This is a genomic window from Mycobacterium sp. IS-3022 (assembly GCF_001500065.1).
GTDB lineage: Bacteria > Actinomycetota > Actinomycetes > Mycobacteriales > Mycobacteriaceae > Mycobacterium.
In genome coordinates this window covers 83,230-107,737 of record NZ_LQIN01000048.1, presented here as the reverse complement: position 1 = coordinate 107,737, position 24,508 = coordinate 83,230, and the positions used below count along the sequence as shown (strand labels likewise).

At 67.6% G+C, this 24,508-nt stretch carries 27 protein-coding genes and 2 pseudogenes; 20 read left to right on the top strand and 9 right to left on the bottom strand.

Going from position 1 to position 24,508, the window contains the following annotated elements:
* Positions 1-60 precede the first annotated feature (60 nt).
* The 8 genes from AU188_RS20835 to AU188_RS20800 all read left to right on the top strand — a co-directional run bounded on the left by AU188_RS20835 (position 61) and on the right by AU188_RS20800 (position 7,566).
* Entirely contained in the window at positions 61-996 is a 936-nt protein-coding gene (locus tag AU188_RS20835) for a class I SAM-dependent methyltransferase (protein WP_059165382.1), read from the top strand.
* 114 nt (positions 997-1,110) lie between these two features.
* On the top strand, positions 1,111-2,511 hold the full coding sequence (locus AU188_RS20830) for an aldehyde dehydrogenase family protein (RefSeq protein ID WP_059165381.1): 1,401 nt from the start codon (positions 1,111-1,113) through the stop codon (positions 2,509-2,511).
* Between the two features lie 72 nt (positions 2,512-2,583).
* Positions 2,584-3,447 (top strand): SDR family oxidoreductase, encoded by an 864-nt coding sequence (locus tag AU188_RS20825; RefSeq protein WP_059165380.1) that lies wholly within the window; start codon positions 2,584-2,586, stop codon positions 3,445-3,447.
* A 10-nt stretch (positions 3,448-3,457) separates the two neighbouring features.
* Complete coding sequence (locus AU188_RS20820) at positions 3,458-4,417, top strand: NADPH:quinone oxidoreductase family protein (RefSeq protein WP_059165379.1); 960 nt, start codon at positions 3,458-3,460, stop codon at positions 4,415-4,417.
* The gene (locus AU188_RS20815; protein ID WP_059165378.1) at positions 4,418-5,122 is read left to right on the top strand and encodes a haloacid dehalogenase type II; all 705 of its coding nucleotides are present in this window, start codon (positions 4,418-4,420) and stop codon (positions 5,120-5,122) included.
* A 25-nt stretch (positions 5,123-5,147) separates the two neighbouring features.
* A complete protein-coding gene (locus AU188_RS20810) occupies positions 5,148-5,897 on the top strand; it encodes a methyltransferase domain-containing protein (protein ID WP_059165377.1) in 750 nt (249 codons plus the stop codon).
* Between the two features lie 10 nt (positions 5,898-5,907).
* On the top strand, positions 5,908-6,393 hold the full coding sequence (locus AU188_RS20805; RefSeq protein WP_059165376.1) for a DUF456 domain-containing protein: 486 nt from the start codon (positions 5,908-5,910) through the stop codon (positions 6,391-6,393).
* 9 nt (positions 6,394-6,402) lie between these two features.
* The gene (locus tag AU188_RS20800; protein WP_059165375.1) at positions 6,403-7,566 is read left to right on the top strand and encodes an LLM class flavin-dependent oxidoreductase; all 1,164 of its coding nucleotides are present in this window, start codon (positions 6,403-6,405) and stop codon (positions 7,564-7,566) included.
* A gap of 1 nt (position 7,567) precedes the next feature.
* On the opposite strand, the gene AU188_RS20795 is transcribed toward AU188_RS20800, so the two are convergent.
* The 3 genes from AU188_RS20795 to AU188_RS20785 are packed head-to-tail and all read right to left on the bottom strand — an operon-like array spanning position 7,568 to position 9,916.
* On the bottom strand, positions 7,568-8,365 hold the full coding sequence (locus AU188_RS20795) for a tyrosine-protein phosphatase (protein WP_059165374.1): 798 nt from the start codon (positions 8,363-8,365) through the stop codon (positions 7,568-7,570).
* Positions 8,362-9,627, bottom strand: coding sequence for an acyl-CoA dehydrogenase family protein (locus tag AU188_RS20790; RefSeq protein ID WP_172799562.1), 1,266 nt, complete (start codon positions 9,625-9,627; stop codon positions 8,362-8,364). The genes AU188_RS20795 and AU188_RS20790 overlap by 4 nt, the downstream gene beginning before the upstream one ends.
* Before the next feature lie 34 nt (positions 9,628-9,661).
* Positions 9,662-9,916 carry a hypothetical protein gene (locus tag AU188_RS20785; protein WP_059165372.1) on the bottom strand — a complete coding sequence of 85 codons (255 nt, stop codon included), beginning with the start codon at positions 9,914-9,916 and terminating at the stop codon, positions 9,662-9,664.
* 224 nt (positions 9,917-10,140) lie between these two features.
* Between AU188_RS20785 and AU188_RS20780 the strand changes: the two genes are divergently transcribed.
* Both AU188_RS20780 and ahpD read left to right on the top strand, forming a co-directional pair.
* Entirely contained in the window at positions 10,141-10,728 is a 588-nt protein-coding gene (locus AU188_RS20780; RefSeq protein ID WP_059165371.1) for a peroxiredoxin, read from the top strand.
* A 2-nt stretch (positions 10,729-10,730) separates the two neighbouring features.
* On the top strand, positions 10,731-11,264 hold the full coding sequence (ahpD, locus tag AU188_RS20775; RefSeq protein ID WP_059165512.1) for an alkyl hydroperoxide reductase AhpD: 534 nt from the start codon (positions 10,731-10,733) through the stop codon (positions 11,262-11,264).
* A 55-nt stretch (positions 11,265-11,319) separates the two neighbouring features.
* Here ahpD and AU188_RS20770 read toward each other — a convergent pair whose 3' ends face one another.
* The gene (locus AU188_RS20770) at positions 11,320-11,562 is read right to left on the bottom strand and encodes a hypothetical protein (protein ID WP_059165370.1); all 243 of its coding nucleotides are present in this window, start codon (positions 11,560-11,562) and stop codon (positions 11,320-11,322) included.
* A gap of 230 nt (positions 11,563-11,792) precedes the next feature.
* On the opposite strand from AU188_RS20770, the pseudogene AU188_RS20765 reads away from it, so the two are divergent.
* Together AU188_RS20765 and AU188_RS20760 are read left to right on the top strand one after the other, a co-directional pair.
* Positions 11,793-12,390: pseudogene (locus AU188_RS20765) on the top strand (response regulator).
* A 6-nt stretch (positions 12,391-12,396) separates the two neighbouring features.
* Positions 12,397-13,581: a sensor histidine kinase gene (locus AU188_RS20760; RefSeq protein ID WP_059165369.1), complete on the top strand. Its 1,185-nt coding sequence runs from the start codon at positions 12,397-12,399 to the stop codon at positions 13,579-13,581.
* A 62-nt stretch (positions 13,582-13,643) separates the two neighbouring features.
* Here the strand turns inward: AU188_RS20760 and AU188_RS20755 are convergent, their stop codons facing one another.
* Positions 13,644-14,786 carry an acyl-CoA dehydrogenase family protein gene (locus AU188_RS20755; RefSeq protein WP_059165368.1) on the bottom strand — a complete coding sequence of 381 codons (1,143 nt, stop codon included), beginning with the start codon at positions 14,784-14,786 and terminating at the stop codon, positions 13,644-13,646.
* A gap of 49 nt (positions 14,787-14,835) precedes the next feature.
* The gene (locus tag AU188_RS20750) at positions 14,836-15,732 is read right to left on the bottom strand and encodes a DUF4436 domain-containing protein (protein WP_216636196.1); all 897 of its coding nucleotides are present in this window, start codon (positions 15,730-15,732) and stop codon (positions 14,836-14,838) included.
* A 114-nt stretch (positions 15,733-15,846) separates the two neighbouring features.
* Between AU188_RS20750 and AU188_RS20745 the strand changes: the two genes are divergently transcribed.
* The 3 genes from AU188_RS20745 to AU188_RS20735 are packed head-to-tail and all read left to right on the top strand — an operon-like array spanning position 15,847 to position 18,716.
* Entirely contained in the window at positions 15,847-16,959 is a 1,113-nt protein-coding gene (locus AU188_RS20745) for a Re/Si-specific NAD(P)(+) transhydrogenase subunit alpha (protein ID WP_059165366.1), read from the top strand.
* Complete coding sequence (locus AU188_RS20740) at positions 16,960-17,286, top strand: NAD(P) transhydrogenase subunit alpha part 2 (RefSeq protein ID WP_059165365.1); 327 nt, start codon at positions 16,960-16,962, stop codon at positions 17,284-17,286.
* Positions 17,283-18,716 (top strand): NAD(P)(+) transhydrogenase (Re/Si-specific) subunit beta, encoded by a 1,434-nt coding sequence (locus AU188_RS20735; RefSeq protein WP_059165364.1) that lies wholly within the window; start codon positions 17,283-17,285, stop codon positions 18,714-18,716. Before AU188_RS20740 ends, AU188_RS20735 begins: the two co-directional genes overlap by 4 nt.
* Positions 18,717-18,724: 8 nt before the next feature.
* On the opposite strand, the pseudogene AU188_RS25860 reads toward AU188_RS20735, so the two are convergent.
* Positions 18,725-18,835, bottom strand: a pseudogene (locus AU188_RS25860) (CAP domain-containing protein); the annotation flags it as partial.
* A gap of 137 nt (positions 18,836-18,972) precedes the next feature.
* On the opposite strand from AU188_RS25860, the gene AU188_RS20730 reads away from it, so the two are divergent.
* The 3 genes from AU188_RS20730 to AU188_RS25370 are packed head-to-tail and all read left to right on the top strand — an operon-like array spanning position 18,973 to position 21,605.
* Entirely contained in the window at positions 18,973-19,656 is a 684-nt protein-coding gene (locus tag AU188_RS20730; RefSeq protein WP_059165363.1) for a TetR/AcrR family transcriptional regulator, read from the top strand.
* The gene (locus tag AU188_RS20725; protein WP_059165362.1) at positions 19,653-21,461 is read left to right on the top strand and encodes an acyl-CoA dehydrogenase; all 1,809 of its coding nucleotides are present in this window, start codon (positions 19,653-19,655) and stop codon (positions 21,459-21,461) included. The genes AU188_RS20730 and AU188_RS20725 overlap by 4 nt, the downstream gene beginning before the upstream one ends.
* A gap of 48 nt (positions 21,462-21,509) precedes the next feature.
* Entirely contained in the window at positions 21,510-21,605 is a 96-nt protein-coding gene (locus tag AU188_RS25370; RefSeq protein ID WP_156426762.1) for a mechanosensitive ion channel domain-containing protein, read from the top strand.
* Here AU188_RS25370 and AU188_RS20720 read toward each other — a convergent pair.
* Entirely contained in the window at positions 21,602-22,708 is a 1,107-nt protein-coding gene (locus AU188_RS20720) for an alcohol dehydrogenase catalytic domain-containing protein (RefSeq protein WP_059165361.1), read from the bottom strand. The genes AU188_RS25370 and AU188_RS20720 overlap by 4 nt on opposite strands.
* Before the next feature lie 30 nt (positions 22,709-22,738).
* On the opposite strand from AU188_RS20720, the gene AU188_RS20715 reads away from it, so the two are divergent.
* Both AU188_RS20715 and AU188_RS20710 read left to right on the top strand, forming a co-directional pair.
* A complete protein-coding gene (locus tag AU188_RS20715) occupies positions 22,739-23,176 on the top strand; it encodes an acyl-CoA thioesterase (protein ID WP_059165360.1) in 438 nt (145 codons plus the stop codon).
* A gap of 101 nt (positions 23,177-23,277) precedes the next feature.
* Positions 23,278-23,718, top strand: coding sequence for an SRPBCC family protein (locus tag AU188_RS20710; protein WP_059165359.1), 441 nt, complete (start codon positions 23,278-23,280; stop codon positions 23,716-23,718).
* A gap of 78 nt (positions 23,719-23,796) precedes the next feature.
* On the opposite strand, the gene AU188_RS20705 is transcribed toward AU188_RS20710, so the two are convergent.
* Positions 23,797-24,489 carry a GntR family transcriptional regulator gene (locus AU188_RS20705; protein ID WP_059165358.1) on the bottom strand — a complete coding sequence of 231 codons (693 nt, stop codon included), beginning with the start codon at positions 24,487-24,489 and terminating at the stop codon, positions 23,797-23,799.
* Positions 24,490-24,508: the final 19 nt, after the last annotated feature.

The following is a 24,508-nucleotide window of genomic DNA, read 5'->3' as shown; positions in this document are numbered from 1 at the left end:
GCGGCGACCGGCCGAACCGTCGTATAGGTGGCCTAAGTTCTTGCGGTATCATGGCGGCCGATGAGTTCGTTGCGCACTGAAGACGACACCTGGGACATCGCGACCAGCGTGGGCTCGACGGCCGTGATGGTGGCTGCCGCCCGCGCCGCCGAGACGGCGCGGGACGACGCGCTGATCCGCGATCCGTTCGCCGAAGTGCTGGTCGCGAAGGCCGGCGGCGGAGTGTGGGACATCATGCTCGACCCCGAGGTGGGCGCGAAGGTAGCCGAGGCGGACCCGGAGGTCGGTGCGATCTTCGAGCACATGGGCAACTACCAGGCCGTGCGCACGCACTTCTTCGACGAGTACTTCACCGAAGCCGCCGCCGCGGGCATCCGGCAGGTCGTCATCCTCGCGTCCGGTCTCGACTCCCGCGCGTATCGCCTGCAGTGGCCCGCGGGCACGGTGGTGTACGAAATCGACCAGCCCAAGGTGCTCGAGTTCAAGGCCGCCCGGTTGGCCGAGCACGGTGCACTGCCGACCGCCCAACGCGTCGCGGTGGCCGTCGACCTGCGCCATGATTGGCCGAAAGCGTTGCGGGAGGCGGGTTTCGACCCCGACTCGCCGACGGCGTGGCTGGCCGAAGGGCTGCTCATGTACCTGCCCGCCGATGCCCAGGACCGGCTTTTCGAGCAGATCACCGCGCTCAGTGCTGCGGGCAGTCGGGTGTCCGTAGAGACCGTCGGGGTGCAGGCCGATGAGCGGCGCGAGCAGATGCGGGAGCGTTTCGCGCGGATCCGCGCGCAGTTCGGGATGGAGGATTCCGTCGACGTCGCGGAGTTGATGTACAACGACCCGGACCGCGCCGACGTCGCCGAGTGGCTCGACGCGCACGGGTGGCGCTCACGCGCGGTCACCTCGCAGCAGGAGATGCGCCGCCTGGGGCGCTGGGTGCTGCCCGCCGAGTTGTCGGACGACGACGGGTTCTCGGAGTTCGTCATCGCCGAGAAGGGCTGAATTCTCGCTGGGGTGGACCCTCGCCGGGGGTGTCACCTGCCCAACCAGTTGGTTAGGATCGGGTGCGCGCGAGGAGCGGAGATCCTCGTGCTCAGGTCGGGAAGGACACCCATCATGACCACTGAAATCGCCGCGTCGGCGCAAGCCACCGAGGACATTCCCAACGTCGTCCGTCGACTGCGCGACACCTTCAAGACCGGACGCACGAAGAGCATCGATTGGCGCAGAGAGCAACTCAAGGCGATGGAGCGGCTCGTCCTCGAAAACGAGCAGGCGATCGCGGTCGCGCTCGAACAGGACCTCGGCCGCAAACCGTTCGAGGCGTGGCTGGCCGACATCGCCAGCGTCGCCGGTGAAGCCAAGGACGCGGCGAAGAACGTCCGCAAGTGGACCAAGCGCAAGTACCGGATGCTCGAGATGAGCCAGCTGCCCGGCCGCGGCTGGGTCGAGTACGAGCCGTTCGGCACGGTGCTGATCATCGGCGCGTGGAACTTCCCGTTCGCGTTGACGCTGGGTCCCGCAGTCGGTGCGATCGCCGCGGGCAACACCGTCGTGCTCAAGCCGTCCGAGGTGGCGCCGGCGTCGTCGGCGCTGATGGCCGAACTGGTGCCCAAGTACCTCGACAGTGACGCGATCGCGGTGATCGAGGGCGACGGCCGGGTCAGCCAGGAACTCATCGCGCAGGGCTTCGACTACCTGCTCTACACCGGCGGCACCGAGATCGGCCGCAAGGTCTACGAGGGTGCGGCGCCGCACCTGACTCCGGTCACCCTCGAGCTCGGCGGCAAGAGCCCGGTGATCGTGTCGGCCGACGCCGACCTCGACGTCGCGGCCAAGCGCATCGCGTGGACCAAGCTGATCAACTCCGGCCAGATCTGCATCGCGCCCGACTACGTCTTGGCGGACGCCAAGATCCGCGACCCGCTCGTCGAGAAGATCAAGGCCGCGGTGCAGACCTTCGAATCCGAAAACCCTGAAGGCAAGCGCATCGTCAACGAGCGCCATTTCGACCGGCTGACCGCCGCGCTGGCAGCCACCAAGGGCGACGTCGTGATCGGCGGCGGCTCGGACGCGTCGAAGGTCAGCATCCAGCCCACCGTCGTCGTCGACCCCGATCCGGCGGAGCCGTTGATGACCGACGAGATCTTCGGCCCGATCCTGCCGATCATGACCGTCCAATCACTCGACGACGCAATCACTTTCGTGAACTCCCGGCCCAAGCCGCTGGCGGCTTACCTGTTCACCAAGACCAAGAGCATCCGCGAACGTGTGGTCAAGGAAATCTCCGCGGGCGGCATGGTGGTCAACCATCTGCTGTTCCACTTCGCCACCCACAAGCTGCCGTTCGGTGGCGTCGGACCGTCGGGCATGGGCGCCTACCACGGCAAGTTCGGCTTCGAGACGTTCAGCCACCGCAAGACCGTGATGACCAAGCCGACCCGACCCGACGTCGGCGCGTTCATCTACCCCCCGTATACAGAAAAGGCTTGGAAGCTCGCCAGACGGCTGTTTTAGCGATTTCGGTGTAATCGGACGCGCTCAGCGCAACGAACTACACCGAAATCGCAGACTCTAGAAAGGAACCCCATGCCAGGAGTGCAGGATCGCGTCATCGTCGTCACCGGGGCCGGAGGCGGACTCGGGCGCGAGTACGCGCTGACCCTCGCCCGGGAGGGCGCCAGCGTCGTCGTCAACGACCTCGGCGGTTCACGCGACGGCACCGGCGCCGGACACAACATGGCCGACCAGGTCGTCAAGGAGATCAAGGACGCGGGCGGACGCGCCGTCGCAAATTACGACAGCGTCGCCGAGCCCGAGGGCGCCGAGAACATCATCAAGACCGCGCTCGACGAGTTCGGCAAGGTCGACGGCGTGGTCTCCAACGCGGGCATCCTGCGCGACGGCACGTTCCACAAGATGGAGTTCGCCAACTGGGACGCGGTGCTCAAGGTGCACCTGTACGGCGGTTACAACGTGATCCGCGCGGCGTGGCCGCACTTCCGGGAGAACAGCTTCGGCCGTGTGGTCGTCGCCACCTCAACCAGTGGGCTGTTCGGCAACTTCGGCCAGGCCAACTACGGGGCCGCCAAACTCGGCCTCGTCGGCCTGATCAACACGCTGGCCCAGGAAGGCGCGAAGTACAACATCAAGGCCAACGCGGTCGCCCCGATCGCGGCGACCCGGATGACGCAGGACATCCTGCCGCCGGAGGTCTTCGAGAAGCTGACGCCCGAGTACGTGGCGCCGGTCGTGGCCTATCTGATGACCGAGGAAGTGCCCGACACCGCTTCGGTGTTCATCGTCGGCGGCGGCAAGGTTCAGCGCACCGCGCTGTTCCAGAACGAGGGCATCACGTTCTCCGAGGTTCCCTCGGTCGACGACATCGCCGCGAAGTGGGGCGAGATCACCGACCTGTCGGCGGCTCAGCGGGCCACCTTCAGCCTCGGCTGAGTCTCGCTGCATGAAAGCGCTTGTCGCGCGGGAACTTTCCGGTCCGTCCGGCCTGGTCTACACCGACGTCGATGAAGTAGGCGGCGATGACGTCGTTGTCGACGTCGGTGCGGCCGGGGTGAGCTTCCCCGACCTGTTGCTGTTGCGCGGCGAGTATCAGCTGCGACTGGAGCCGCCGTTCATCCCCGGCATGGAGGTCGCCGGGGTGGTGCGGTCGGCGCCGTATGAGTCGGAGTTCAAACCGGGTGAGCGGGTGACCGCGCTCTCGATGCTCGGGGCGTGGGCTGAGCAGGTGGCGGTGCAGCCCGCCAACCTCATGCGCACCCCGGACGACCTGGACGACGCCGAATCCGTTGCGCTGCTGGGCAATTACCAGACGATGTACTTCGCACTGGCCAAGCGGGGAGCGCTGCGGCCGGGCGAGACGGTGCTGGTGCTGGGATCGGCGGGCGGCGTCGGCACCGCGGCGGTACAGATCGCGAAGGCGTTGGGCGCCACGGTGATCGCGATGGTGCACCGACCACATGCGGTCGAGTTCGTCGAATCGCTGGGCGCCGATGTCGTGTTGCCGCTCACCGAGGGTTGGTTGGAGGCGGTCAAGGCTGCGACCGACGGCCGAGGCGTCGACCTGGTGGTGGACCCGATCGGCGGTGACGCTTTCGACGACGCGATCCGTGCGCTCGCCGTCGAGGGCCGGTTGCTGGTGATTGGCTTTGCGGCGGGCGGAATCCCGACGGTGAAGGTGAACCGGTTGCTGTTGCGCAACGTCGCGGTGATCGGCGTCGGCTACGGCGAGTACGTCAACCGCAAGCCGGGCTCGCAGTCGGTGTTCGAGTTCGGGGTGGCGGAGTTGGTCAAAGCCGGACTGCGGCCACCGCCGCCGATGCGCTTTCCGCTGTCCAAGGGTGCCGAAGCGCTGCAGGCGCTGGCCGACGGCGGGGTCCTGGGCAAGCTGGTGCTGGAGCCCTAGATGGCGCCGCGGGCGTTGGCTTTCGACGTGTTCGGCACGGTTGTCGACTGGCGCTCGAGCATCATCCGCCAGCTCGCGGACTTTGGCAAAGCCCAAGGAGTACAACGGGATTGGGCTGCCTTCGCCGACGATTGGCGTGCCGGCTACCCGCTGGCGATGGACCGGGTGCGCCGCGGCGAACTCCCGTGGACCAAGATCGACGACCTGCACCGGAGGATCCTCGTCGACCTGCTCGCCAAGGCCGACATCACCGCCGACGACGATGCCGTCGACCACCTCAATCGCGCCTGGCATCGCCTCGACCCGTGGCCCGACACGGTCGCTGGGCTCACGCGTCTCAAACGCAAGTTCGTGATCACGACGCTGTCGAACGGCAACGTCTCGCTGCTGACCAACATGGCCAAGCGGGCCGCACTGCCGTGGGATTGCGTGATCTCTGCCGAATTGTTCCGTCACTACAAGCCGGACCCGGAGGCCTACCTCGACTGCGCCGAACTGCTCGACGTGGCGCCGGGTGAGCTGATGCTGGTGGCCGCGCACGCCAGCGATCTGCGCGGGGCGAAGCGCGCAGGGCTGATGACAGCGTGGGTGGACAGGCCGCTGGAATACGGCGAGGGAAGGCGCCGCCCGCCGAAAATCGCCGATGGTGAATTCGACGTGATGGCAACGGATTTCCATGACCTCGCGACGAAGCTGGGCGCGTGACATCGCGAACGGCTAGCGTGGAGGAGTGACCGATCAGTCGACAACCGCGCTCCCGCCCGCGTTGCGCAGGGCGGTCGAACTCTTCACCGACCCGCCATCGTCTGTTGACGTCAGCAAGGGCTACCTGGACCTGCTCAGCGATCGGACGTCGACCGACCATGCACCGCCGAAGAACACCGGCTTCATCCAGGCCGCCTGGGCATCGGGCCTTGGCTCCATGCTCTACGACAACGCGCAGGCGTTCGCGCGCAGATTCGTCGGCGCGTGGCAGCTGCCCATCGACTGGCTGAACATCCCCCGGGGCGGCATCGCACTCGACGTCGGAAGCGGCCCCGGCAACGTGACCGCATCGCTGGCGCGTGCCGCCGGTCCGGACGGTCTGGCCCTCGGCGTCGACATCTCCGAACCGATGCTGGCTCGGGCGGTGCGCGCACAGGCCGGCTCGAACGTCGGGTTCCTGCGCGCCGACGCCCAGCGGTTGCCGTTCCGGGAAGCGAGCATCGACGCGGTGACCTCCCTCGCGGTGCTGCAGCTGATTCCCGAGCCATCGGCGGCAGTCGCGGAGATGTATCGGGTGCTGCGGCCCGGCGGGCGGATCGCGATCATGGTGCCCACGGTGGGCCACGTGCCTGCGCCGCTTCGGCTGTTGTCGAGCGGCGGGGCGCACTTTTTCGGCGAGGACGAACTCGGCGACCTGTTCGAGCAACAGGGGTTCCTCAGCGTGCGCACCAAATCCCTCGCCAACATCCAATGGGTGCGGGCGCACCGTCCGTGAGGCGCGAGCCATGAGTCCAGGCGGGATCGTGCTCGTGGCGCTGGCCATCGCGGTCGGCATTGTCGGCATCGTGGTTCCGCTGCTGCCCGGAACCCTGTTGGTGTTCGGCGCTATCGCGGTGTGGGCCGTCGTCGAAAACAACCCGACCGGATGGGTGACGTTCGGCGCGGCCACGGTGTTGCTCGCCGCTGCCATGCTGATCAAGTACACCTGGCCGATGCGGCGGATGCGCGAGGCCGATGTGCGGACCTGGAGCCTGGTCGCCGGCGGCGCGCTCGGCATCATCGGCTTCTTCGTGATCCCGGTTCTCGGCCTGCCGATTGGCTTCGTCCTGGGCATCTATCTGGCCGAACTGGCCAATCGGCACGACCAACGCGTCGCCTGGACATCGACGAAGCATGCGCTGAAGGGCGTCGCCCTGTCGGTCGGGGTCGAATTGGCAGGCGCGCTGCTCGCCACCGTGATTTGGGTCATCGGGGTGTACTTGACGCAGTAGCTTGCTGGAATGGCCAAGCTGCGCTTCGGATATTTCATCGCACCGTTTCACCGCGCCGGCACGAACCCGACGCTCGCGCTGCAACGCGACCTCGAACTCGTCGAACACCTCGACGCGGTCGGCTACGACGAGGCGTGGATCGGCGAGCACCACTCCGCGGGCAGCGAGATCATCAGCTCACCCGAGGTGTTCATCGCCGCGGCGGCCCAGCGCGCCAAACGGATCCGGTTCGGCACAGGCGTGATCTCGCTGGCGTACCACAACCCGCTGTGGACGGCCGACCGGCTGATGCTGCTCGACCACCTCACCCACGGCCGCATCATCGGCGGTATGGGACCCGGTTCACTGCCCACCGACGCCGCGATGATCGGTCTGACGCCCACCGACACCCGCGAGCTGCTGGAGACCAACCTCGACATCGTGGTCCGGCTGCTCAACGGCGAGACCGTCTCGGCGAAGACCCCGACGCACGAACTGTTCGACGCGCGACTGCAACTGGCGCCCTACTCGGAGGACGGCATCCCGCTGGCCGTCGCCGCGGTGGCGTCCCCGACCGGCGCGCGGCTGGCGGGCAAGCACGGCATCGGCCTGCTGTCGATCGGCGCGACGCTGGTCGTCGAGGGGTTCGACGCGCTCGCCCATCACTGGGGCATCGTCGAGGAACGCGCCGCCGCGTTCGGCACCACAGTCGACCGCAGGAACTGGTCGCTGGTCGGGCCGTTCCACATCGCCGAGACCGAGGAGCAGGCCCGCGCCGACGTCCGGTTCGGTATCGAGCCGTGGTTCAACTACTTCCAGAAAATCGCGGCGTTCCCCCAGATGACGATTCCGGGCGACCACGTCGACGACATGATCGACATCATCAACGAGGCCGGCGCCGGGGTGATCGGCACGCCGGAGCGGGCGCGAGCTCAGGTGCAGCGGTTGTGGGACCAGTCCGGTGGGTTCGGGTGCCTGCTGCAGATGGGCCACGAGTGGGCCAACCCGGCGGCCACCAAACGCTCGGCGGAGTTGTTCGCCGCCGAGGTGTTCCCGCATTTCCAGGGTCAGGCGCAGCCGACGCTCGACGCCGCGGCGCGGGCCGGCCAAGTGCGAGAGGAACTCGCCCAGACGCAGCTCAGCGCAATCGACCACATGACCAAGAAGTACGAGGCGGAAAAGGGCGGCGCCTAGATCAGCCCAGCAGCGCGGCGCGGAGCCGGGTGACCTCTTCGTCCGGCACGCCCGCCGCCTCGAGATAGCCGCGCAACGAACCGTAGTTCTGGTCGATCGAACGGCGCGCGGCGGCGAGATACTCCTCGCGCACGCCGAGCACCGCGTCGGTCAATCGCGCCTCCACGAACGTGACTTCCTCGTCCGTCTCGGTCCGCTCGCGCACCGACCTCATGATCTGCTCCCGCAGGTGCGGCACCGCGTCGTTGCTGCGCAGAAAATCAGCCATGATCACGTCGCGGTCGACGCCCACCGCGCCGAGGGCGGTGGCCACTGTGAAGCCGGTGCGGTCCTTGCCGGCGAAGCAGTGCGCGATGACCGGACGGCCCGCCGCCAATAGTGAAATGACCTGCCGCACAGCGCGTTGCGCGCCGGGCAAGGTCGGGAACCGCTGGTACTCCTCGGTCATGAACCGCAGGGCGGCCACGCTGACGTCCTCGTCGTCGGGCTTGTCGGTCATCATCTTCTGGAAGGCCGACTCGTGCGGCGCCTCCGCGGACACGGCCGTGACCTCGTGGAAGTGGAGGTGGTGCACTTCCACTCCCGAGGGCACCGCACCCGTGCCGTGACGCTCCACCTCCCGCGCCGAGCGCAGATCGGCCACATCGGTGATGCCCAGTTCGACGAGGCGACGACGGCCGGCGTCGTCGAGACCGCTCAGCTCGCTGGACCGGAAGAACCGGCCCGGGCGCACGCCCGTCTCGGCCGCGACGTCACGGAAATTCCATGCGCCCGAGAGCTCGCCGAGTCCAATCGTCACCGGCCGGTCACCGCCGTGTTGGATTGGCTGCTCGCCGCGGTGTCCGACTGGCGGCTCGCCGCCGATACGAAAGCGCTTTTCTCCCTACCGAGTTCAGCCCGGGCGATGGTGCGCATGTGCACCTCGTCGGGCCCGTCGAACAGCCGCATCGCGCGGTGCCAGCTGTACAGCCGGGCCAGCGGGAAGTCGTCGCTGACCCCGGCGGCGCCGTGCACCTGGATGGCGCGGTCGATCACGTTGCAGGCGATCTGCGGGGCCACCGACTTGATCTGCGACACCAACACGTGGGCGGCCTTGTTGCCCTGCTGATCGATCGTCCACGCGGCCTTCTCGCACAGCAGCCGCGCCTGGTCGATCTCATTGCGGGACTTGGCGATCGCCTCACGCACCACACCCTGCTCGGACAGCGGCTTGCCGAACGCGACCCGCTTCTGCACCCGGTCGACCATCAACGCCAGCGCCCGCTCGGCGGCCCCCAGCGCCCGCATGCAGTGGTGGATGCGGCCGGGACCCAGCCGCGCCTGGGCGATCGCGAACCCGCTGCCCTCCTCGTGCAGAAGGTTCTCGACCGGCACCCGGACGTTGTCGAAGACGATCTCGCAGTGCCCGTGCTGGTCCTGCCAGCCGAATACCGGAAGGGAGCGCTGGATGTCGACGCCGGGTGTGTCGACCGGCACCAGGATCATCGACTGCTGCTGGTGGCTGGCCGCGTCGGGGTTGGTGCGGCCCATCACGATCAGGATCTTGCAACGCGGGTCGGCGGCCCCGGTGATCCACCACTTGCGGCCGTTGATGACGTAGTCGTCCCCGTCGCGCAGCATCGTCGTCTCGATGTTGCGGGCATCGCTGGAGGCCACCGCCGGTTCGGTCATCGCGAAGGCGCTGCGGATCTCGCCAGCCAGCAGCGGATCGAGCCATTGCCGGCGCTGCTCCTCGGAGGCGAACAGGTGCAGCGTCTCCATGTTGCCGGTGTCCGGCGCGGCGCAGTTGAGCGCCTCGGGCGCGATCTCCAGGCTCCACCCCGAAAGCTCGGCAAGCGGCGCGTACTCCAGGTTGGTCAGCCCCGAGACCGACGGCAGGAAGAGGTTCCACAGCCCGCGCTCCTTGGCGAGGACCTTCAACTCCTCGACGATCGGGGGAACGGTGTGGTCCTTCGGTCCCGCCTCTTCGCGGTAGCGGTGGTATTCGGCCTCGGCGGGGAAGACGAATTCCGTCATGAACTCGGTCAGGCGTTTGTGGTAGTCCTGCGCCTTGGCCGACATCGCGAAGTCCATGGCGCCACGATATGACACCCGGTCAGAGCGGCTTGTGCTGCGTCGGGCTTTGTTCGGATTCCCATTTCGCCTCGAGCGAGCGGGTGACGCGAGTCCCGGCGGCGTACTCCACCTGGAACGTTCCACCGTCGTCGACCTCGTAGGTGACCACGCAGGTTCCCTCGGTTTCGTCCTTGTGGACCACTTTGCACGGGACGGGGCCGGCGCCGCGGTCGACGAGCACGAGGTCGCCTGGCGTGACGTCCTCGATGCGGTCGTTTTCAGAGATGTTCGACATCCCCCCGACGGTAGCAACGACGGCGTCTTTGCGGTCTCGCGCGGCCGGAGCGGCGGCGAGCCCGCAGTCGGTCCCCCGAAATCTGCTGAAACGGAACCAATTTCACGGCGCCGGTGTGGCAGCAATCACGTCGGGGCGGCTTGTCTTTGCAGCGCGGACCGCGCAGAATTGGATAGGTAATCTGGACTGAATCCAAACTAAGCAATAAGGATGGTGTGCGAGCGATGGCATTGTTGACGATCGGTGACCAGTTTCCCCGCTACGACATGGCGGCGGTGGTCGGCGGTGATCTCTCCGAGGTCGATGCCAAGCAGCCCGACGACTATTTCATCCGCGTGACCAGCGACGACCACGAGGGCAAGTGGCGGATCGTCTTCTTCTGGCCGAAGGACTTCACCTTCGTGTGCCCGACGGAGATCGCCGCGTTCGGCAAGCTCAACGAGGATTTCGAGGACCGCGACGCGAAGGTCATCGGCGTGTCCGTCGACAACGAGTTCGTCCACTTCCAGTGGCGGGCCCAACACGAGGACCTCAAGAAGCTGCCGTTCCCGATGGCTTCCGACCTCAAGCGGGAACTGGCGCTGGCGACCGGAGTGCTCAACGCCGACGGTGTCGCCGACCGGGCGACGTTCATCGTCGACCCCAACAATGAGATCCAGTTCGTGTCGGTCACGGCCGGCTCCGTGGGCCGCAACGTCGACGAGGTGCTGCGGGTTCTCGACGCCCTGCAGTCCGACGAGCTGTGCGCCTGCAACTGGAAGAAGGGCGATCCCACGATCAAGCCGGCCGAGCTGTTGGCAGAGGCGGTGTGACCGTGAGCATCGACAACATCAAGGACGCGCTGCCCGAGTACGCCAAGGACCTGAAGCTCAACCTGGGCAGCATCGTCAAGACCACCGAGCTGTCCGAACAGCAGCTGTGGGGTGCCTTGGTGGCGACGGCCGCCGCGACCAAGTCGCAGCGGCTGCTGCGCGAGATCGCCGAGGACGCACTGGACATCCTCAGCCAGGAGGCCTACAACGCCGCGCTGGGCGCGGCCGCGATCATGGGCATGAACAACGTGTTCTACCGCACGAAGGGCCAACTCGACGGCGCTTACGACGACCTACGGGCCGGCCTGCGGATGAACATCATCGGCAATCCCGGTGTCCCGAAAGAGGATTTCGAGCTGTGGTCGCTGGCGGTCTCGGCGATCAACGGATGCGGACACTGCCTCGCAGCGCACGAGAAGACCCTCCGGGACGCGGATGTGGCGCGGCCGGCGATCTTCGAAGCGATCCGGCTGGCGTCGATCGTCTCGGGCGTCGCCCAGGCGCTGCAGACGGCCGACGTACTCGCCGGCGTCTAGCTCTGAACCGCGAAGGCGGGGACACCCGATGGTGTCCCCGCCTTTTGCGTGCGTCTCAGCGGTGGTAGTCGGGCTGCACGTACGTCAGATGCGGGATGCCATGGTGCGGATGGGCACCCGGCGCCGGGTGTGCTGTGACGGGTGCAGGTGCGGTCGTGGTGGGCTGGGGCGTCATGTCGTGCGAGTAGGTGCCCGCGCTGGCGGCACCCGCGACGGCCAGTGCGCCCGCGACGATTCCGGCGAAGACGGCCGTCAGCGCGAAGAGCCGGGCGACGCGGCGAGTTGCGGTGGTGTTCATCGTGATCCTCTGTGTGCGTGTGATTTCGGGCCTGACACCGGGTTGTTCCGGCGATGGCCCAAGCATGGTGCAGCCCGCAGCAGCCGTATGTCGGGCGACCGGAGGACGGTGCGGATGAATCGTGTGTCCGCCAATCGGAGGAAGCGGGCGCGCTGCTGTGCCAAGCTGACTGCGTGGTGAGCGGCACGACCGGTGACAAGGTCCGGGTGGTGGTGGGCGATGACCACCCGATGTTCCGCGACGGCGTGGTCCGTGCGCTGATCTCCAGCGGTCAGATCGAGGTGGTGGCCGAGGCCGACGACGGAACAGCCGCCCTCGAGGCGATTCGATCGCATACGCCGGCGGTGGCGCTGCTGGACTACCGGATGCCCGGTATGGACGGCGCCGAGGTGGCCGCCGCCGTCCTGCGCGACGAACTGCCCACCCGAGTGCTGCTGGTCTCCGCCCACGACGAGTCCGCGATCGTCTACCAGGCGCTGCAGAACGGCGCGGCGGGATTCCTGCCCAAGGCAGTCCACCCGTTCGGAACTTGTCGCCGCGGTGCTCGACTGCGCCAAGGGCCGAGACGTCGTCGCACCGAGCCTGGCCGGGGGGTTGGCCGGCGAGATCCGCAAGCGCGCCGAGCCCGAAGGCCCGGTGCTCAGCCCGCGCGAACGCGAAGTGCTCCGCCTGATTGCCTCGGGCAGCAGCATCCCCGCGATGGCCAAGCAGCTGTTTTTGGCGCCGTCGACGGTGAAGACCCACGTGCAGCGGCTCTACGAGAAGCTCGGGGTCAACGACCGCGGTGCCGCGGTCGCCGAGGCGATGCGCCGCAAGCTGCTGGACTGACGCGTCGTGCTGGACCGGATCGCGAACTTCTTCACCGCCGAACCCGTGCGCGTCACCGCGGTTCTGCGGCTGCCACTGATCGCGCTGGTCGCCGTGTTGGTGTGGATCTGGGAGGTCGACCACTGGCTGCCCGGTGTCTACGCCGTGGTGCTCGGGGTGTGGGCGGCCGCGGCCGTGCTGTGGCTGGTCGTGATCCTGCGCGGCCCGGTGCCCCGGTGGGCGAACTGGGCGTCCACCGGTGTCGACGTGCTCGTCGTCGTGGTGTTGTGTCTGGTGTCCGGCGGGGCCACCGCGGCGCTGCTTCCGGTGTTTTTCCTGCTACCGATCGCGGTTGCGTTCCAGGACCGCCCGACGCTGACCGCACTGCTCGGAATCGGCACCGCGCTGGGCTATCTGGCGGTGTGGATCGTGTATTCCAGGCGCGACGACTCGGTCGGCCTGCCGGACGTCGTCTACACGCAGTTCGGATTCCTGCTGTGGTCCGCGGTGGCGACGACTGCGCTGTGCGTGGTGCTGGTGCGCCGACAGGCCCGCGTGATCAAACTGCAGGATGTGCGGCGCCAACTGGTGTCCGAGGCGATGCAGGCCGATGAGCGGCACAACCGGGAGGTCGCCGAGCACCTGCACGACGGACCGCTGCAGACGCTGCTGGCCGCGCGTCTCGACCTCGACGAGGTCCGGGAACGCGCCGACGACCCCGCGCTCGACACGGTGCACAGCGCGCTGCAGCAGACTGCGGCGGCACTGCGCTCGACCGTGACCGAACTGCATCCGCAGGTGCTCGCCCAGCTCGGTCTGATGCCCGCGATACGGGAGCTGTTGCGCCAGTTCGAGTCTCGTGGCGACTACGTGATCGAGGCGGATCTCGACGATGTCGGCAAGCCGGAGTCGCAGCAGTTGCTCTACCGGGCGGCGCGGGAACTGCTCGCCAACATCCACAAGCACGCCGGCGCGACGGTGGTGCGGGTCGCGCTGTTGCGCCGAGGCGACCGGATCGTGCTGACCGTCGCCGATGACGGTACGGGGTTCGACCCCGCGAGCGTCGAGCAGTACGTCGCCGACGGCCACATTGGCTTGGGTTCACTGCTGGCGCGGTTCGACGCGATGGGCGGGTGGATGCGGATCAATTCCGTGCCCGGCCACGGCACCCAGGTCACGGTCACCTCACCCCCATCCGGCGAGCAGACGTGAAATGCCCCGATTCGACGGGTTTTTAGGGCACTTTGCGACTGTTCGCGGGGCCCTTCACGCGCTCAGGGAGTAAGCCCGCGGGCGATGACGAGGCGCTGAATCTGGTTGGTGCCCTCGAAGATCTGGGTGATCTTGGCTTCGCGCATGTACCGCTCGACGCGATAGTCGCGGGTGTAGCCGGCGCCGCCGAACACTTGGACCGCGTCGGTGGTGACCTTCATCGCGGCGTCGGTCGCCACCAGCTTGGCCACGCTGGCCTCTTGCGAGTAGGCCCGCCCGGCATCGCGCCGCCGGGCGGCGTCCAGGTACGTCGCGCGCGCACTGCCCACCGCAGCCGCCATGTCGGCCAGCAGGAACCCCAGCCCCTGATGGTCGATGATCTTGCGGCCGAACGTGGTTCGTTCGTTGGCGTAGGCGACGGCCTCGTCGAGCGCGGCCTGCGCCAAGCCGGTGGCGACCGCGGCGATGCCCAACCGCCCCGAATCCAGTGCGGAGAAAGCGATCTGCAGACCCTGGCCCTCTGCGCCGATCAGCCGGTCAGCCTCCAGGTGGGCATCCTCGTAGAACGCCGAAGTGGTCGGGATCGCGTGTAGGCCCATCTTCTCCTCGGGCTTGCCGAAGCTCAGGCCCGGAAGATCGCCGGGCACCAGGAAGCACGAAATCCCGCGGGAGCCTTCGCCCGTCCGCGCGAACAGCGTGTAGAAGTCGGCGCGCCCGCCGTGGGTGATCCAGGACTTCGAGCCGTTGAGCACATAACCGCCGCCCTCGGCCTTGGTCGCCGCGCACCGCAGCGCCGCGGCGTCCGATCCGGCCTGCGGTTCCGACAAGCTGTAGGCGCCGATCTGCTCGCCCGACAGCATCCCCGGCAGCCACCGCTGCTTCTGCTCGTCGGTGCCGAACACCAGCAGCGGATGCGACGACAGGCTGTGCACGCTGACCGCCACCGCGACCGCCGCCCAGCGCGCCGCCAGTTCCTCGAGTACCTGCAGATAGACCTCGAAAGGTTGGCCGCCGCCGCCCCACTCCTCGGGCTGCGGCAGGCTCAGCAATCCGGCCGCGCCCAACTGCGCCATCACACCTTCGGGATAGCGCTCGGCCTTCTCGTGGTCGTCGACGATCGGGTCGAGCACCTTGTCGGCGACGTCGCGGGTGAGCGCGATCAGGTCTTCGGCGTCCCGGGTGGGTAGCAGCCGGTCGACAGCCATCCGATGGCCTCCCGTGGTGGTGCTGGTCAACTAACCATCAAAGTAATGGTCAGTCGCTGCGCTTCCACCAGGCGGTGAAGTACAAGACCATCGCCCCGGTCAATGCGAGCAGCACCCACAACACGAGGATCTGGTCGATCCATGCGCCGGGCGGCGGTGCGCCGGGCATGAAATTCCGGATCGGAATGATCGCGAACAAGCTCGCGGCATACCAGGTACCGAACGGCGGAAGGAAGTTCTTGCGGCCGCGCAGCATCTCGATCGAGACGAACAGCGCCAGCGCGGGCAGGGTGATGAGCACCAGGCACAGGCCGACATCGAAAGCGAGCGGGCCCCGCGCCCGAGTCAACGTCACCGTCTCGTAGTCGCCGTCGCCGGCCGACTGGGTGGCCGGGCCGCTGCGCGTGCTGGTGATGTCCCAGCCGTCGAGGCCGCCGGTCACCACCACCCGGGCGGGTTCGAACTGGCGGTCGTCACCGGTCCCGACGATCAGGTCGGCGCCGAGCGCCCCGACCGTGTACGAGTCGAACGGCCACTTGTCCGGGTCACCGGTGGCGGTGATCGTCGTGCTGACCTGGGCAGGCAACTGACCCTTCGGCGTCTTCAGGTCATCGATGCCGAGATTGACCTCGTTCATGAACAGCCGCACCGCGATATCGGTGTTGACCACATTGAGGTCGGTGTTCATGTGGTCCTCGGAGGGGAAGACGACGACTTTGACGTCCAACTCGTTACCGACGGTGCGAAGCGCCCCCAGGGTCACCTGCACGATCGTGTCGCTGTCCTCGCCCAGGTCCGCTGGGCCCAACGACCGGGCCGAACCTGAGACGTAGTGATAGCCCACCAACGATCCGGCGTAGACCACGAGAATGATCAGCACTGTGCCGATACCGGCCAGCCGGCCACGCGTGCTACCGCGAGTTTTCGGCGGCTCGTCTTGTGGCACGGACGGGATGCTAGTTCCACCAGGGGTTCAACCGCCGCGCCTTGCCGAGAAGAAATCCGCGACGGTCCGTACCGATTTAGCTGTGACCAGCGGTTGCGGTTAAGGTGTTCCGTCATGACGCAGACGACGGATGCGGACGTCGCCGGTCGGGCGGCCCCGACGGTCGGGGTGGTGCGCGAATCCGGCTCCGACGAGCGCCGCGTCGCGCTGGTGCCGAAGGCGGTCGCGTCGCTGGTGAACAGCGGTGTGGCCGTCGTCGTGGAATCCGGCGCGGGCGAGCGGGCCCTTCTCCCCGACGACCTCTACACCGACGCGGGTGCGACCATCGGCGACGCCTGGGCCGCAGACGTGGTGGTGAAGGTGGCGCCCCCGACCGCGGACGAGGTGGGCAAGCTCAACTCCGGCCAGACGCTGATCGGCTTCCTCGCCCCACGCAACGAAGACAACCAGATCGCCGCGCTGAAGGCCGCAGGCGTGCAAGCGTTCGCCGTAGAGGCGATCCCGCGCATCTCGCGCGCCCAGGTGATGGATGCGCTGTCCTCGCAAGCCAACGTCGCGGGTTACAAGGCGGTGCTGCTCGCGGCGTCGGAGTCGACGCGCTTCTTCCCGATGCTGACGACGGCCGCGGGCACCGTGAAGCCGGCGTCGGTGCTGGTGCTCGGTGTCGGGGTGGCGGGGCTGCAGGCGTTGGCCACCGCCAAGCGACTCGGGGCGCGCACCACCGGCTACGACGTGCGCCCGGAGGTGGCCGATCAGGTCCGTTCGGTCGGCGCGCAGTGGCTCGAGCTGGGCATCGAAGCCGCCGGCGAGGGTGGCTACGCCCGGGAGTTGTCCGAGGAGGAGCGCGCCCAGCAGCAGAAGGAGCTGGAGCGGGCGATCACCGGGTTCGACGTCGTGATCACCACCGCGCTGGTGCCCGGGCGCCCGGCGCCGCGGTTGGTGACGGCCGCCGCGGTCGAGGGCATGAAGCCGGGCAGTGTGGTCGTCGACCTCGCGGGTGAGACCGGCGGCAACTGTGAGCTCACCGAGCCCGGCCAGACGGTGGTCCGCCACGGCGTCACCATCGCCTCGCCGCTGAATCTGCCGGCGACAATGCCCGAGCACGCCAGCGAGCTCTACTCGAAGAACTTGACCTCGCTGCTGGAACTGTTGATCACCGATGGTGCGTTGGCACCCGATTTCGACGACGAGGTCGTGGCGGCCTCCTGCGTCACCCGGAAGGCATAGATGTACGACCACTTGCTGGCCAACCTCGCGATCCTGGTGCTCGCCGGGTTCGTCGGGTTCGCCGTCATCTCCAAAGTGCCCAACACCTTGCACACGCCGCTGATGTCGGGCACCAACGCCATCCACGGCATCGTGGTGCTCGGCGCGCTGATCGTGCTGGGCGATCTGCCCGCCGACGCGCACTGGGGGGTTCGGACCATCGCGTTCGTCGCGCTGATCTTCGGCACCCTCAACGTGATCGGCGGATTCCTGGTGACGGACCGGATGCTCGGGATGTTCAAGTCCCGCAGGCCGGAACCCAAAGCTGTTGAGGCGGCCGACAAGTGAACTACCTCGTCACCGTTCTCTACATCCTCGCGTTCTCGCTGTTCATCCTCGGGCTGTCCGGACTGACCGGACCGAAGACCGCGGTGCGCGGCAACTGGATCGCGGCCACCGGTATGGCCATCGCCGTGGTTGCGACGCTGATCAAGGTGCGCGACACCGCGTCGATCAACTGGATCCTCATCGTCGCCGGACTGGCGCTGGGCGTGATTCTCGGTGTGCCGCCGGCCAAGAAGACCAAGATGACCGCGATGCCGCAGTTGGTCGCGCTGTTCAACGGCGTCGGCGGCGGCACCGTCGCATTGATCGCGTGGTCGGAGTTCATCGAGACAGACGGCTTCGCGCACTTCACGCCCGATCAGCACCCGACCGTCGCGTTGGTGGCCGGCTCACTGTTCGCCGCGATCATCGGTTCGGTGTCGTTCTGGGGCTCGTTGGTGGCGTTCCTCAAACTGCAGGAGTCGATTCCCAAGAACGTCGAGAAGCGACTTGTCGCCTCCGCCAAGCTGTTTCAGGCCGCAAACGTGCTGCTTCTGCTGGGCGCGACCGCCGCGGCGATCTACATCGGGCTCAACGCCGGTGCAGGCAGCCCGGGTTGGACGATCATGCTGGTGCTCGCGCTGGCCGGCCTGATGGGCCTGTTCGTGGTGTTCCCGATCGGCGGCGCCGACATGCCGGTCGTCATCTCACTGCTCAACGCGTTGACCGGATTATCAGCCGCGGCAGCCGGTTTGGCGTTGAACAACACCGCGATGATCGTCGCGGGCATGATCGTCGGCGCGTCCGGTTCGATCCTGACCAACCTGATGGCCGTGGCGATGAACCGCTCGATCCCGGCGATCGTGTTCGGCTCCTTCGGCGGTGGCAGCGCCGCAGTGGCCGGCCCGGACGGTGACCAGGGGACCGTCAAATCCACCTCCGCCGCGGACGCCGCGATCCAGATGGCCTACGCCAACCAGGTGATCGTGGTCCCCGGCTACGGGCTGGCCGTCGCGCAGGCCCAGCACACCGTCAAGGAGATGGCCGACCTGCTGGAATCCAAAGGCGTGGAAGTGAAGTACGCCATCCATCCCGTCGCGGGCCGCATGCCGGGGCACATGAACGTGCTACTGGCCGAGGCCGACGTCGAGTACGACGCGATGAAGGAGATGGACGACATCAACGGCGAGTTCGGCCGCACCGACGTCACACTCGTCATCGGCGCCAACGACGTCACCAATCCCGCGGCGCGCAACGACCCGAGCTCTCCGATTCACGGCATGCCGATCCTCAACGTCGACGAATCGCGGTCGGTCATCGTGCTCAAGCGGTCGATGAACGCCGGTTATGCGGGCATCGAGAATCCGCTGTTCTTCCTCGACCAGACCTCCATGCTGTTCGGCGACGCCAAGAAGTCCGTCACCTCGGTGATCGAGGAACTCAAAGCGCTGTAGTCGACGGTTCAGACCGGCGGGTAGGCGGGTGGCGGGTAGACGCCGCGGAGTATCCAGGCGAACCAGTTGACCCCGTATTCCAGCTCGTCGCTCGCGTCATAGTCCGGGTTCGGATCCATGTGGTCACCTCTCGAGTGCGGCTGGTTATGCCCGAAGTCTAGACCCGGCATGCGGCCTGCGACACCCCCAACACCTACACTTCCAACCAGTTGATTGACGCCCGGCTGACGTTCGGCCCTGCATATAGTGAGTCGCCATGCCCTCTCCGGAAGCCGTCCCCCCGAACGGGAGGACCCGTCGCGATGAGTTGTTGGCCGTCGCCACCAAGCTCTTCGCCGCGCGCGGCTACCACGGCACCCGGATGGACGATGTCGCCGACGCGGTCGGCCTGAACAAGGCGACGGTCTACCACTACTACGCAAGCAAGTCGCTGATCCTCTACGACATCTACAAGGGCGCCGCCGACTCCACGGTCGACGCGCTGCACGACGATCCGTCCGCGTCGGCTCGCGAGACGATCTACCACTTCACCCGGCGGCTGCTGGTCGGCATCGCCGGCGACATCGAGCGCGCGGCGGTGTACTTCCAGGAGGGCCCGTACATCAGCGAGTGGTTCACCGAGGACCAGGTGGCCTACATCCGCGAGAAGGAAACCCAGGTTTACGAGCATGTTCGCGACGTCATCGACCGTGGCATCGCCAGCGGAGAGTTCCACGACTGCGACTCCCACGTGCTGGCGTTGGGCTACATCGGGATGACCTTGGGCGCCTATCGCTGGCTGCGGCCGCACGGTAGGCGCACGGCGCAGGAGATCGCCGTCGAGTTCAGCACGGCGCTGTTGCGCGGCTTGATCCGCGACGAGTCGGTGCGCACGGAGTCACCGTTGGGCATCGAGGTCGACGCGCTGCCCGGCGAACCGGACACGGCCACCGCACCGTGAAGTCCCTGCTGCTCTCGCGCCGCGACCTCGATTTCCTGCTCTATGAGTGGCTGCGGGTCGATGAGCTGACCAGCCGCGAGCGGTTCGCCGAACATTCACGCGAGACCTTCGACGCGGTGCTGGAGCTGTGCGAGCAGTTGGCAACGCGGTACTTCGCGACGCACAACAAGAAGAGCGACGCCAACGAGCCGTGCTTCGACGGCGAGAAGGTCACCGTCATCCCCGAGGTCAAGGAGGCCTGGGATGCGTTCGCGCAGGCCGACCTGATCGCGATGTCGATGGATCATCGGCTCGGCGGCGCGCAGTTGCCCGCGACAGTGGCGCAGGCGGCGTTCGCCTGGTTCTCGGCGGCCAACGTCAGCACGACGGGCTATCTCATGCTCACGATGGCCAACGCCAACCTGCTGGCCCGGTTCGGCACGCAGCAGCAGATCGAGGAGTTCGTCCAACCGATGTTGGCCGGACGGTTCTCCGGAACCATGGCGCTGTCGGAGACGCAGGCGGGTTCGTCGCTGGCCGACATCCTCACCCGCGCCGAACCGCAGCGCGATTCCTCTCGGCCAGGTACGTATCGGCTGTTCGGGTCGAAGATGTGGATCTCCGGAGCCGAACACGAGCTGACCGACAACATCGTCAACCTGGTACTCGCGAAGATTCCGGGCGGGCCGCCGGGGACCAAGGGCATCTCGCTGTTCATCGTGCCGAAGTACCTGCTGGACGAAAGCGGTGCGATCGGCGAGCGCAACGACGTGGTGCTGGCGGGCTTGAACCACAAGATGGGCCAGCGCGGCATCACCAACACCGTGCTCAACCTCGGTGAGGGCGCCTACACCCCGGGCGGGCAACCCGGCGCGGTCGGTTACCTCGTCGGCGAAGCGCACCGCGGTATCGCCTACATGTTCACGATGATGAACGAGGCCCGGCTGGGCGTCGGGATGGGCGCGGTGGCGCTGGGCTACACCGGCTATCTCAAATCGGTGGAGTACGCACGCGAGCGTCCGCAGGGACGTCCGGTCGGCGTCAAGGACCCCGCGACACCGCAGGTGCCGATCATCGACCACGCAGATGTCAAGCGAATGTTGTTGGCGCAGAAGGCGTATACCGAAGGCGGCCTGGCACTGCTGCTGTACTGCGCCAAGCTCGTCGACCTTGTGCACAGCGCACAGTCCGATGAAGAGCGGGAAAGCGCCACGCTGCTGCTCGAGATGCTGACGCCGGTCGGCAAGAGCTGGCCCTCGCAGTGGTGCCTGGCCGCCAACGATCTGGCCATCCAAGTGCACGGCGGATACGGCTACACCCGCGAGTACGACGTCGAACAGCATTACCGCGACAATCGGCTCAACCCGATCCACGAAGGCACGCACGGCATCCAGAGCTTGGACCTGCTGGGCCGCAAGGTGCCATCGCATGGTGGCGCCGGCCTGGCCGCGGTGGGCGCCGCGATCGGCCGGACGGTGACCGCGGCCGGCGCACTCGGCGGTCAGCCCGCCGAGCATGCGAGCCTTCTCGACGCCGCATGGCAACGCCTCGCCGCTGTCACCGCCCAGATGTTCGGCTCCGGTGACATCGAGGCCGCGATGGCCAACAGCGTGGTCTACCTCGAGGCGTTCGGGCACATCGTCGTCGCCTGGATCTGGTTGCAGCAGGAACTCGTCGCGCACGGTCACAGCGGCGACTTCTACGACGGCAAACGCCAGGCCGCCCGCTACTTCTTCCGCTACGAACTACCCAGGACCGCACCGCAACTGGACCTGCTCGCCAGCCTGGACCGCACAACCGTCGACATGCGCGCCGACTGGTTCTGACCGGCACATTGTTTGGCTTCCCCGCGATAGTGGGAAGCCGCGTGTGCGATGACTTCCGACTTGGCGTTCAACGACACCCGCGGCACGGTCGAGGACGTCACGCTGCGTGTGACCAAGGTGCGCACCAACGACGGCGAGGTCTAGTCGAAGCGGATGACCTGCCGTACTGCTTTGCCATCGGCGAGTTCGTCCATGCCCGAATTGATTTCGTCGAGGGTGATCGTCGAGGACACGAGCGACTCGACGGGCAGCCGGCCCGCACGCCACAGTCCGACGAAGTACGGGATCTCGCGGGAGGGCACCGCCGAACCGAGATAGCTACCGATCAGTGACCGACCCTCGGCGACAAAACCCAATGGGGACAGCGATACTCGCGCGTCGGGGCGGGGCAGGCCGACTGTCACCGTCCGGCCACCCGCAGCGGTGAGATCGACCGCGGTCTCCAGCGCGCTCGGATGGCCGACCGCCTCGACCACGACGGTCGCCTTGAGGCCCCGATCACGCGCCTCGTCGGGCGGGTAAGCCTCGTGTGCGCCCATGCGGCGCACCCTTTCCAGCTTGTCGGGCAGCGGGTCGACGCCGACCACGTGAACGTCGTCCTGAGCCAAGGCGGTGAGCACCGCCGCCATTCCGACGCCTCCGAGGCCGACGACGGCCACGGTGTCGCCCTGGCGCGGGCGGCCGGCGTTGATCACCGCGCCGCCGCCGGTCAGCACCGCGCAGCCGAGCAGCGATGCCACGGTCGCGGGCACGTCGTCGGGCACCGGCACCACCGAGCGCCGGTCGACCACCGCGCGGGTGGCGAAACCGGAGACGCCGAGATGGTGGTGCACGGGCCGGCCGTCGCGCGACAGCCGTCGCGCTCCGGTCATCAACGTGCCTGCCGAGTTGGCCGCGCTGCCGGGCTCGCAGGGGGTGAGGCCGTCGGTCGCGCACGCCGCGCACTGCCCGCAGCGGGGCAGGAAGGTCATCACCACCCGGGTGCCGACGCTCACGTCGGAGACCCCGGCGCCGAGCGCCTCGACGACCCCGGCCGCCTCGTGGCCCAGCAGCATCGGCACCGGTCGCACCCGATTCCCGTCCACCACCGACAGGTCGGAGTGGCACAACCCGGCGGCCTCGACCCGCACCAGTAGTTCGCCGCTGCCCGGCGGGTCGAGGTCCAGCTCACCGACCGACAGCGGCCTGGACTCGGCGTACGGCCGCGCGCGGCCGATCTCTTCCAACACGGCACCGCGGATCCTCATGGCCACCAGCCTGCCTGCGACACTGCTGCCATGACCAGAAGCGAGGAGTCGCCGTCGTCGGGCGATTTTCCGGTGCACTGGCCGGTGACGACCAGGTGGGCCGACAACGACATGTTCGGTCACCTCAACAACGCGGTGTACTACGCGCTCTTCGACACGGCGATCAACGGCTGGATCAACACCAGCGTCGGGGTCGACCCGCTGGCCGTGCCCTGGCTGGGCGTGGTGGCCGAATCCGGCTGCCGGTACCTCGCCGAGCTGCGGTTCCCGGAGCCGCTGACGGTCGGGCTGGCGGTGACGCGGCTGGGCAACAGCAGCGTCACCTATCGGCTGGGGCTGTGGCAGCAGGACGGTCCGGTCGCCGCGGTGGGGCACTGGGTGCACGTCTACGTCGACCGGGCCACCCGCAGACCGGTGCCGATCCCGGAGCAGATCCGCACATTGCTGGAGAACGCGCGGGCCGACTAGTCGGACGACGATCAAGCGGCGAGGCACGAGCCGCGTTGTGGGGGTACCGCCCGCCTGCGGGGAAGAGTTCGACCATCAGGTGGAGTCGATATGCTCGTCGGATGCCGCTCGTGAGCAAGACCGTCGAGGTGGCGGCCTCCGCCGAAGCGATCATGGGGATCGTCGCCGACTTCGAGGCCTACCCCCAATGGAACGAAGAGATCAAAGGGTGCTGGGTGCTGGCGCGCTACGACGACGGCCGGCCCAGCCAGTTGCGTCTCGACGTCGTCGTGCAGGGGCAGGCGGGCACGTTCATCACGGCCGTCTACTACCCGGGCGAGAACCAGATCTTCACCGTGCTCCAACAGGGCGACCACTTCGAGAAGCAGGAACAGAAATTCTCGGTAGTGCCCATGGGGCCGACGTCGCTGCTGACCGTCGACCTCGACGTCGAGACCAAGCTGGCGATTCCCAAGCAGATGGTGAAGAAGGCGATCGGCGACACTCTCGATTATCTGGCCGGCAACCTCAAGGCCCGCGCCGAGCAGCTGGCCGCGACCTGAGCTCGCCGAGTGTGGGCTCGCCGCACGCGAATCCACGCGGACGTGTGCGGGTAGCCCACGTTCGGCGCGCGATGGAAGTCAGCTCCACAGGCCCGTTTCGTCGAGTCGCGCGATCAGACGCTGCGAGCCGTCGGTGAACTCGTCGCCGGTCAGTGCGACGACGGTGGCCACGTCGCGCCGACGAAGCGCCGCGATGAGTTCACGGTGGCCGGCCACCGCCGACACCCCCCACTGCGGATCGCCGGCGTAGATGTGTCCGGGCAGATAGCGGGCGACATGAAGAAGGAACCAGGCCAGCTTGATTCGGCCGGTGGACCGGTTGAACGCCCGGTGGAAGGTGAATTCCGCGGCGGCGATGTCCTCGGTGTCGTGCCGTTCGACGGCGGCGGCCAACTCGTCGTTGAGCCGGTCCAGCTCGTCGATCTCGGCGTCGGTGATGCGGACGGCCGCCGTGGCCGCCAGCTCCTTGGTGATCGTGGCCTGTAGCCAGAAGATGTCCTCGACATCGGTCCGCGTCAGCGGTACCACCACGTGGCCGCGGTGCGGCTCGAGTTGCACCATGCCCTCGCCGCGAAGCGTGCGCAGCGCCTCGCGCACGGGCGTGATACTCACCCCGAGCGCCGCGGCGGTTTCGTCCAGCCGGATGAAGGTGCCCGGCCGCAGCGTGCCGGTCATGATGTCGGCGCGCAACCGCGCGGCGACCTCGTCGGACAGCTGTTCGCGCCGCACCGCCCCCGGCGGTCGCCGCCGAGCTGTTGTGGGTGCGTTCACTGCGGTCTCCGGTCGTTCC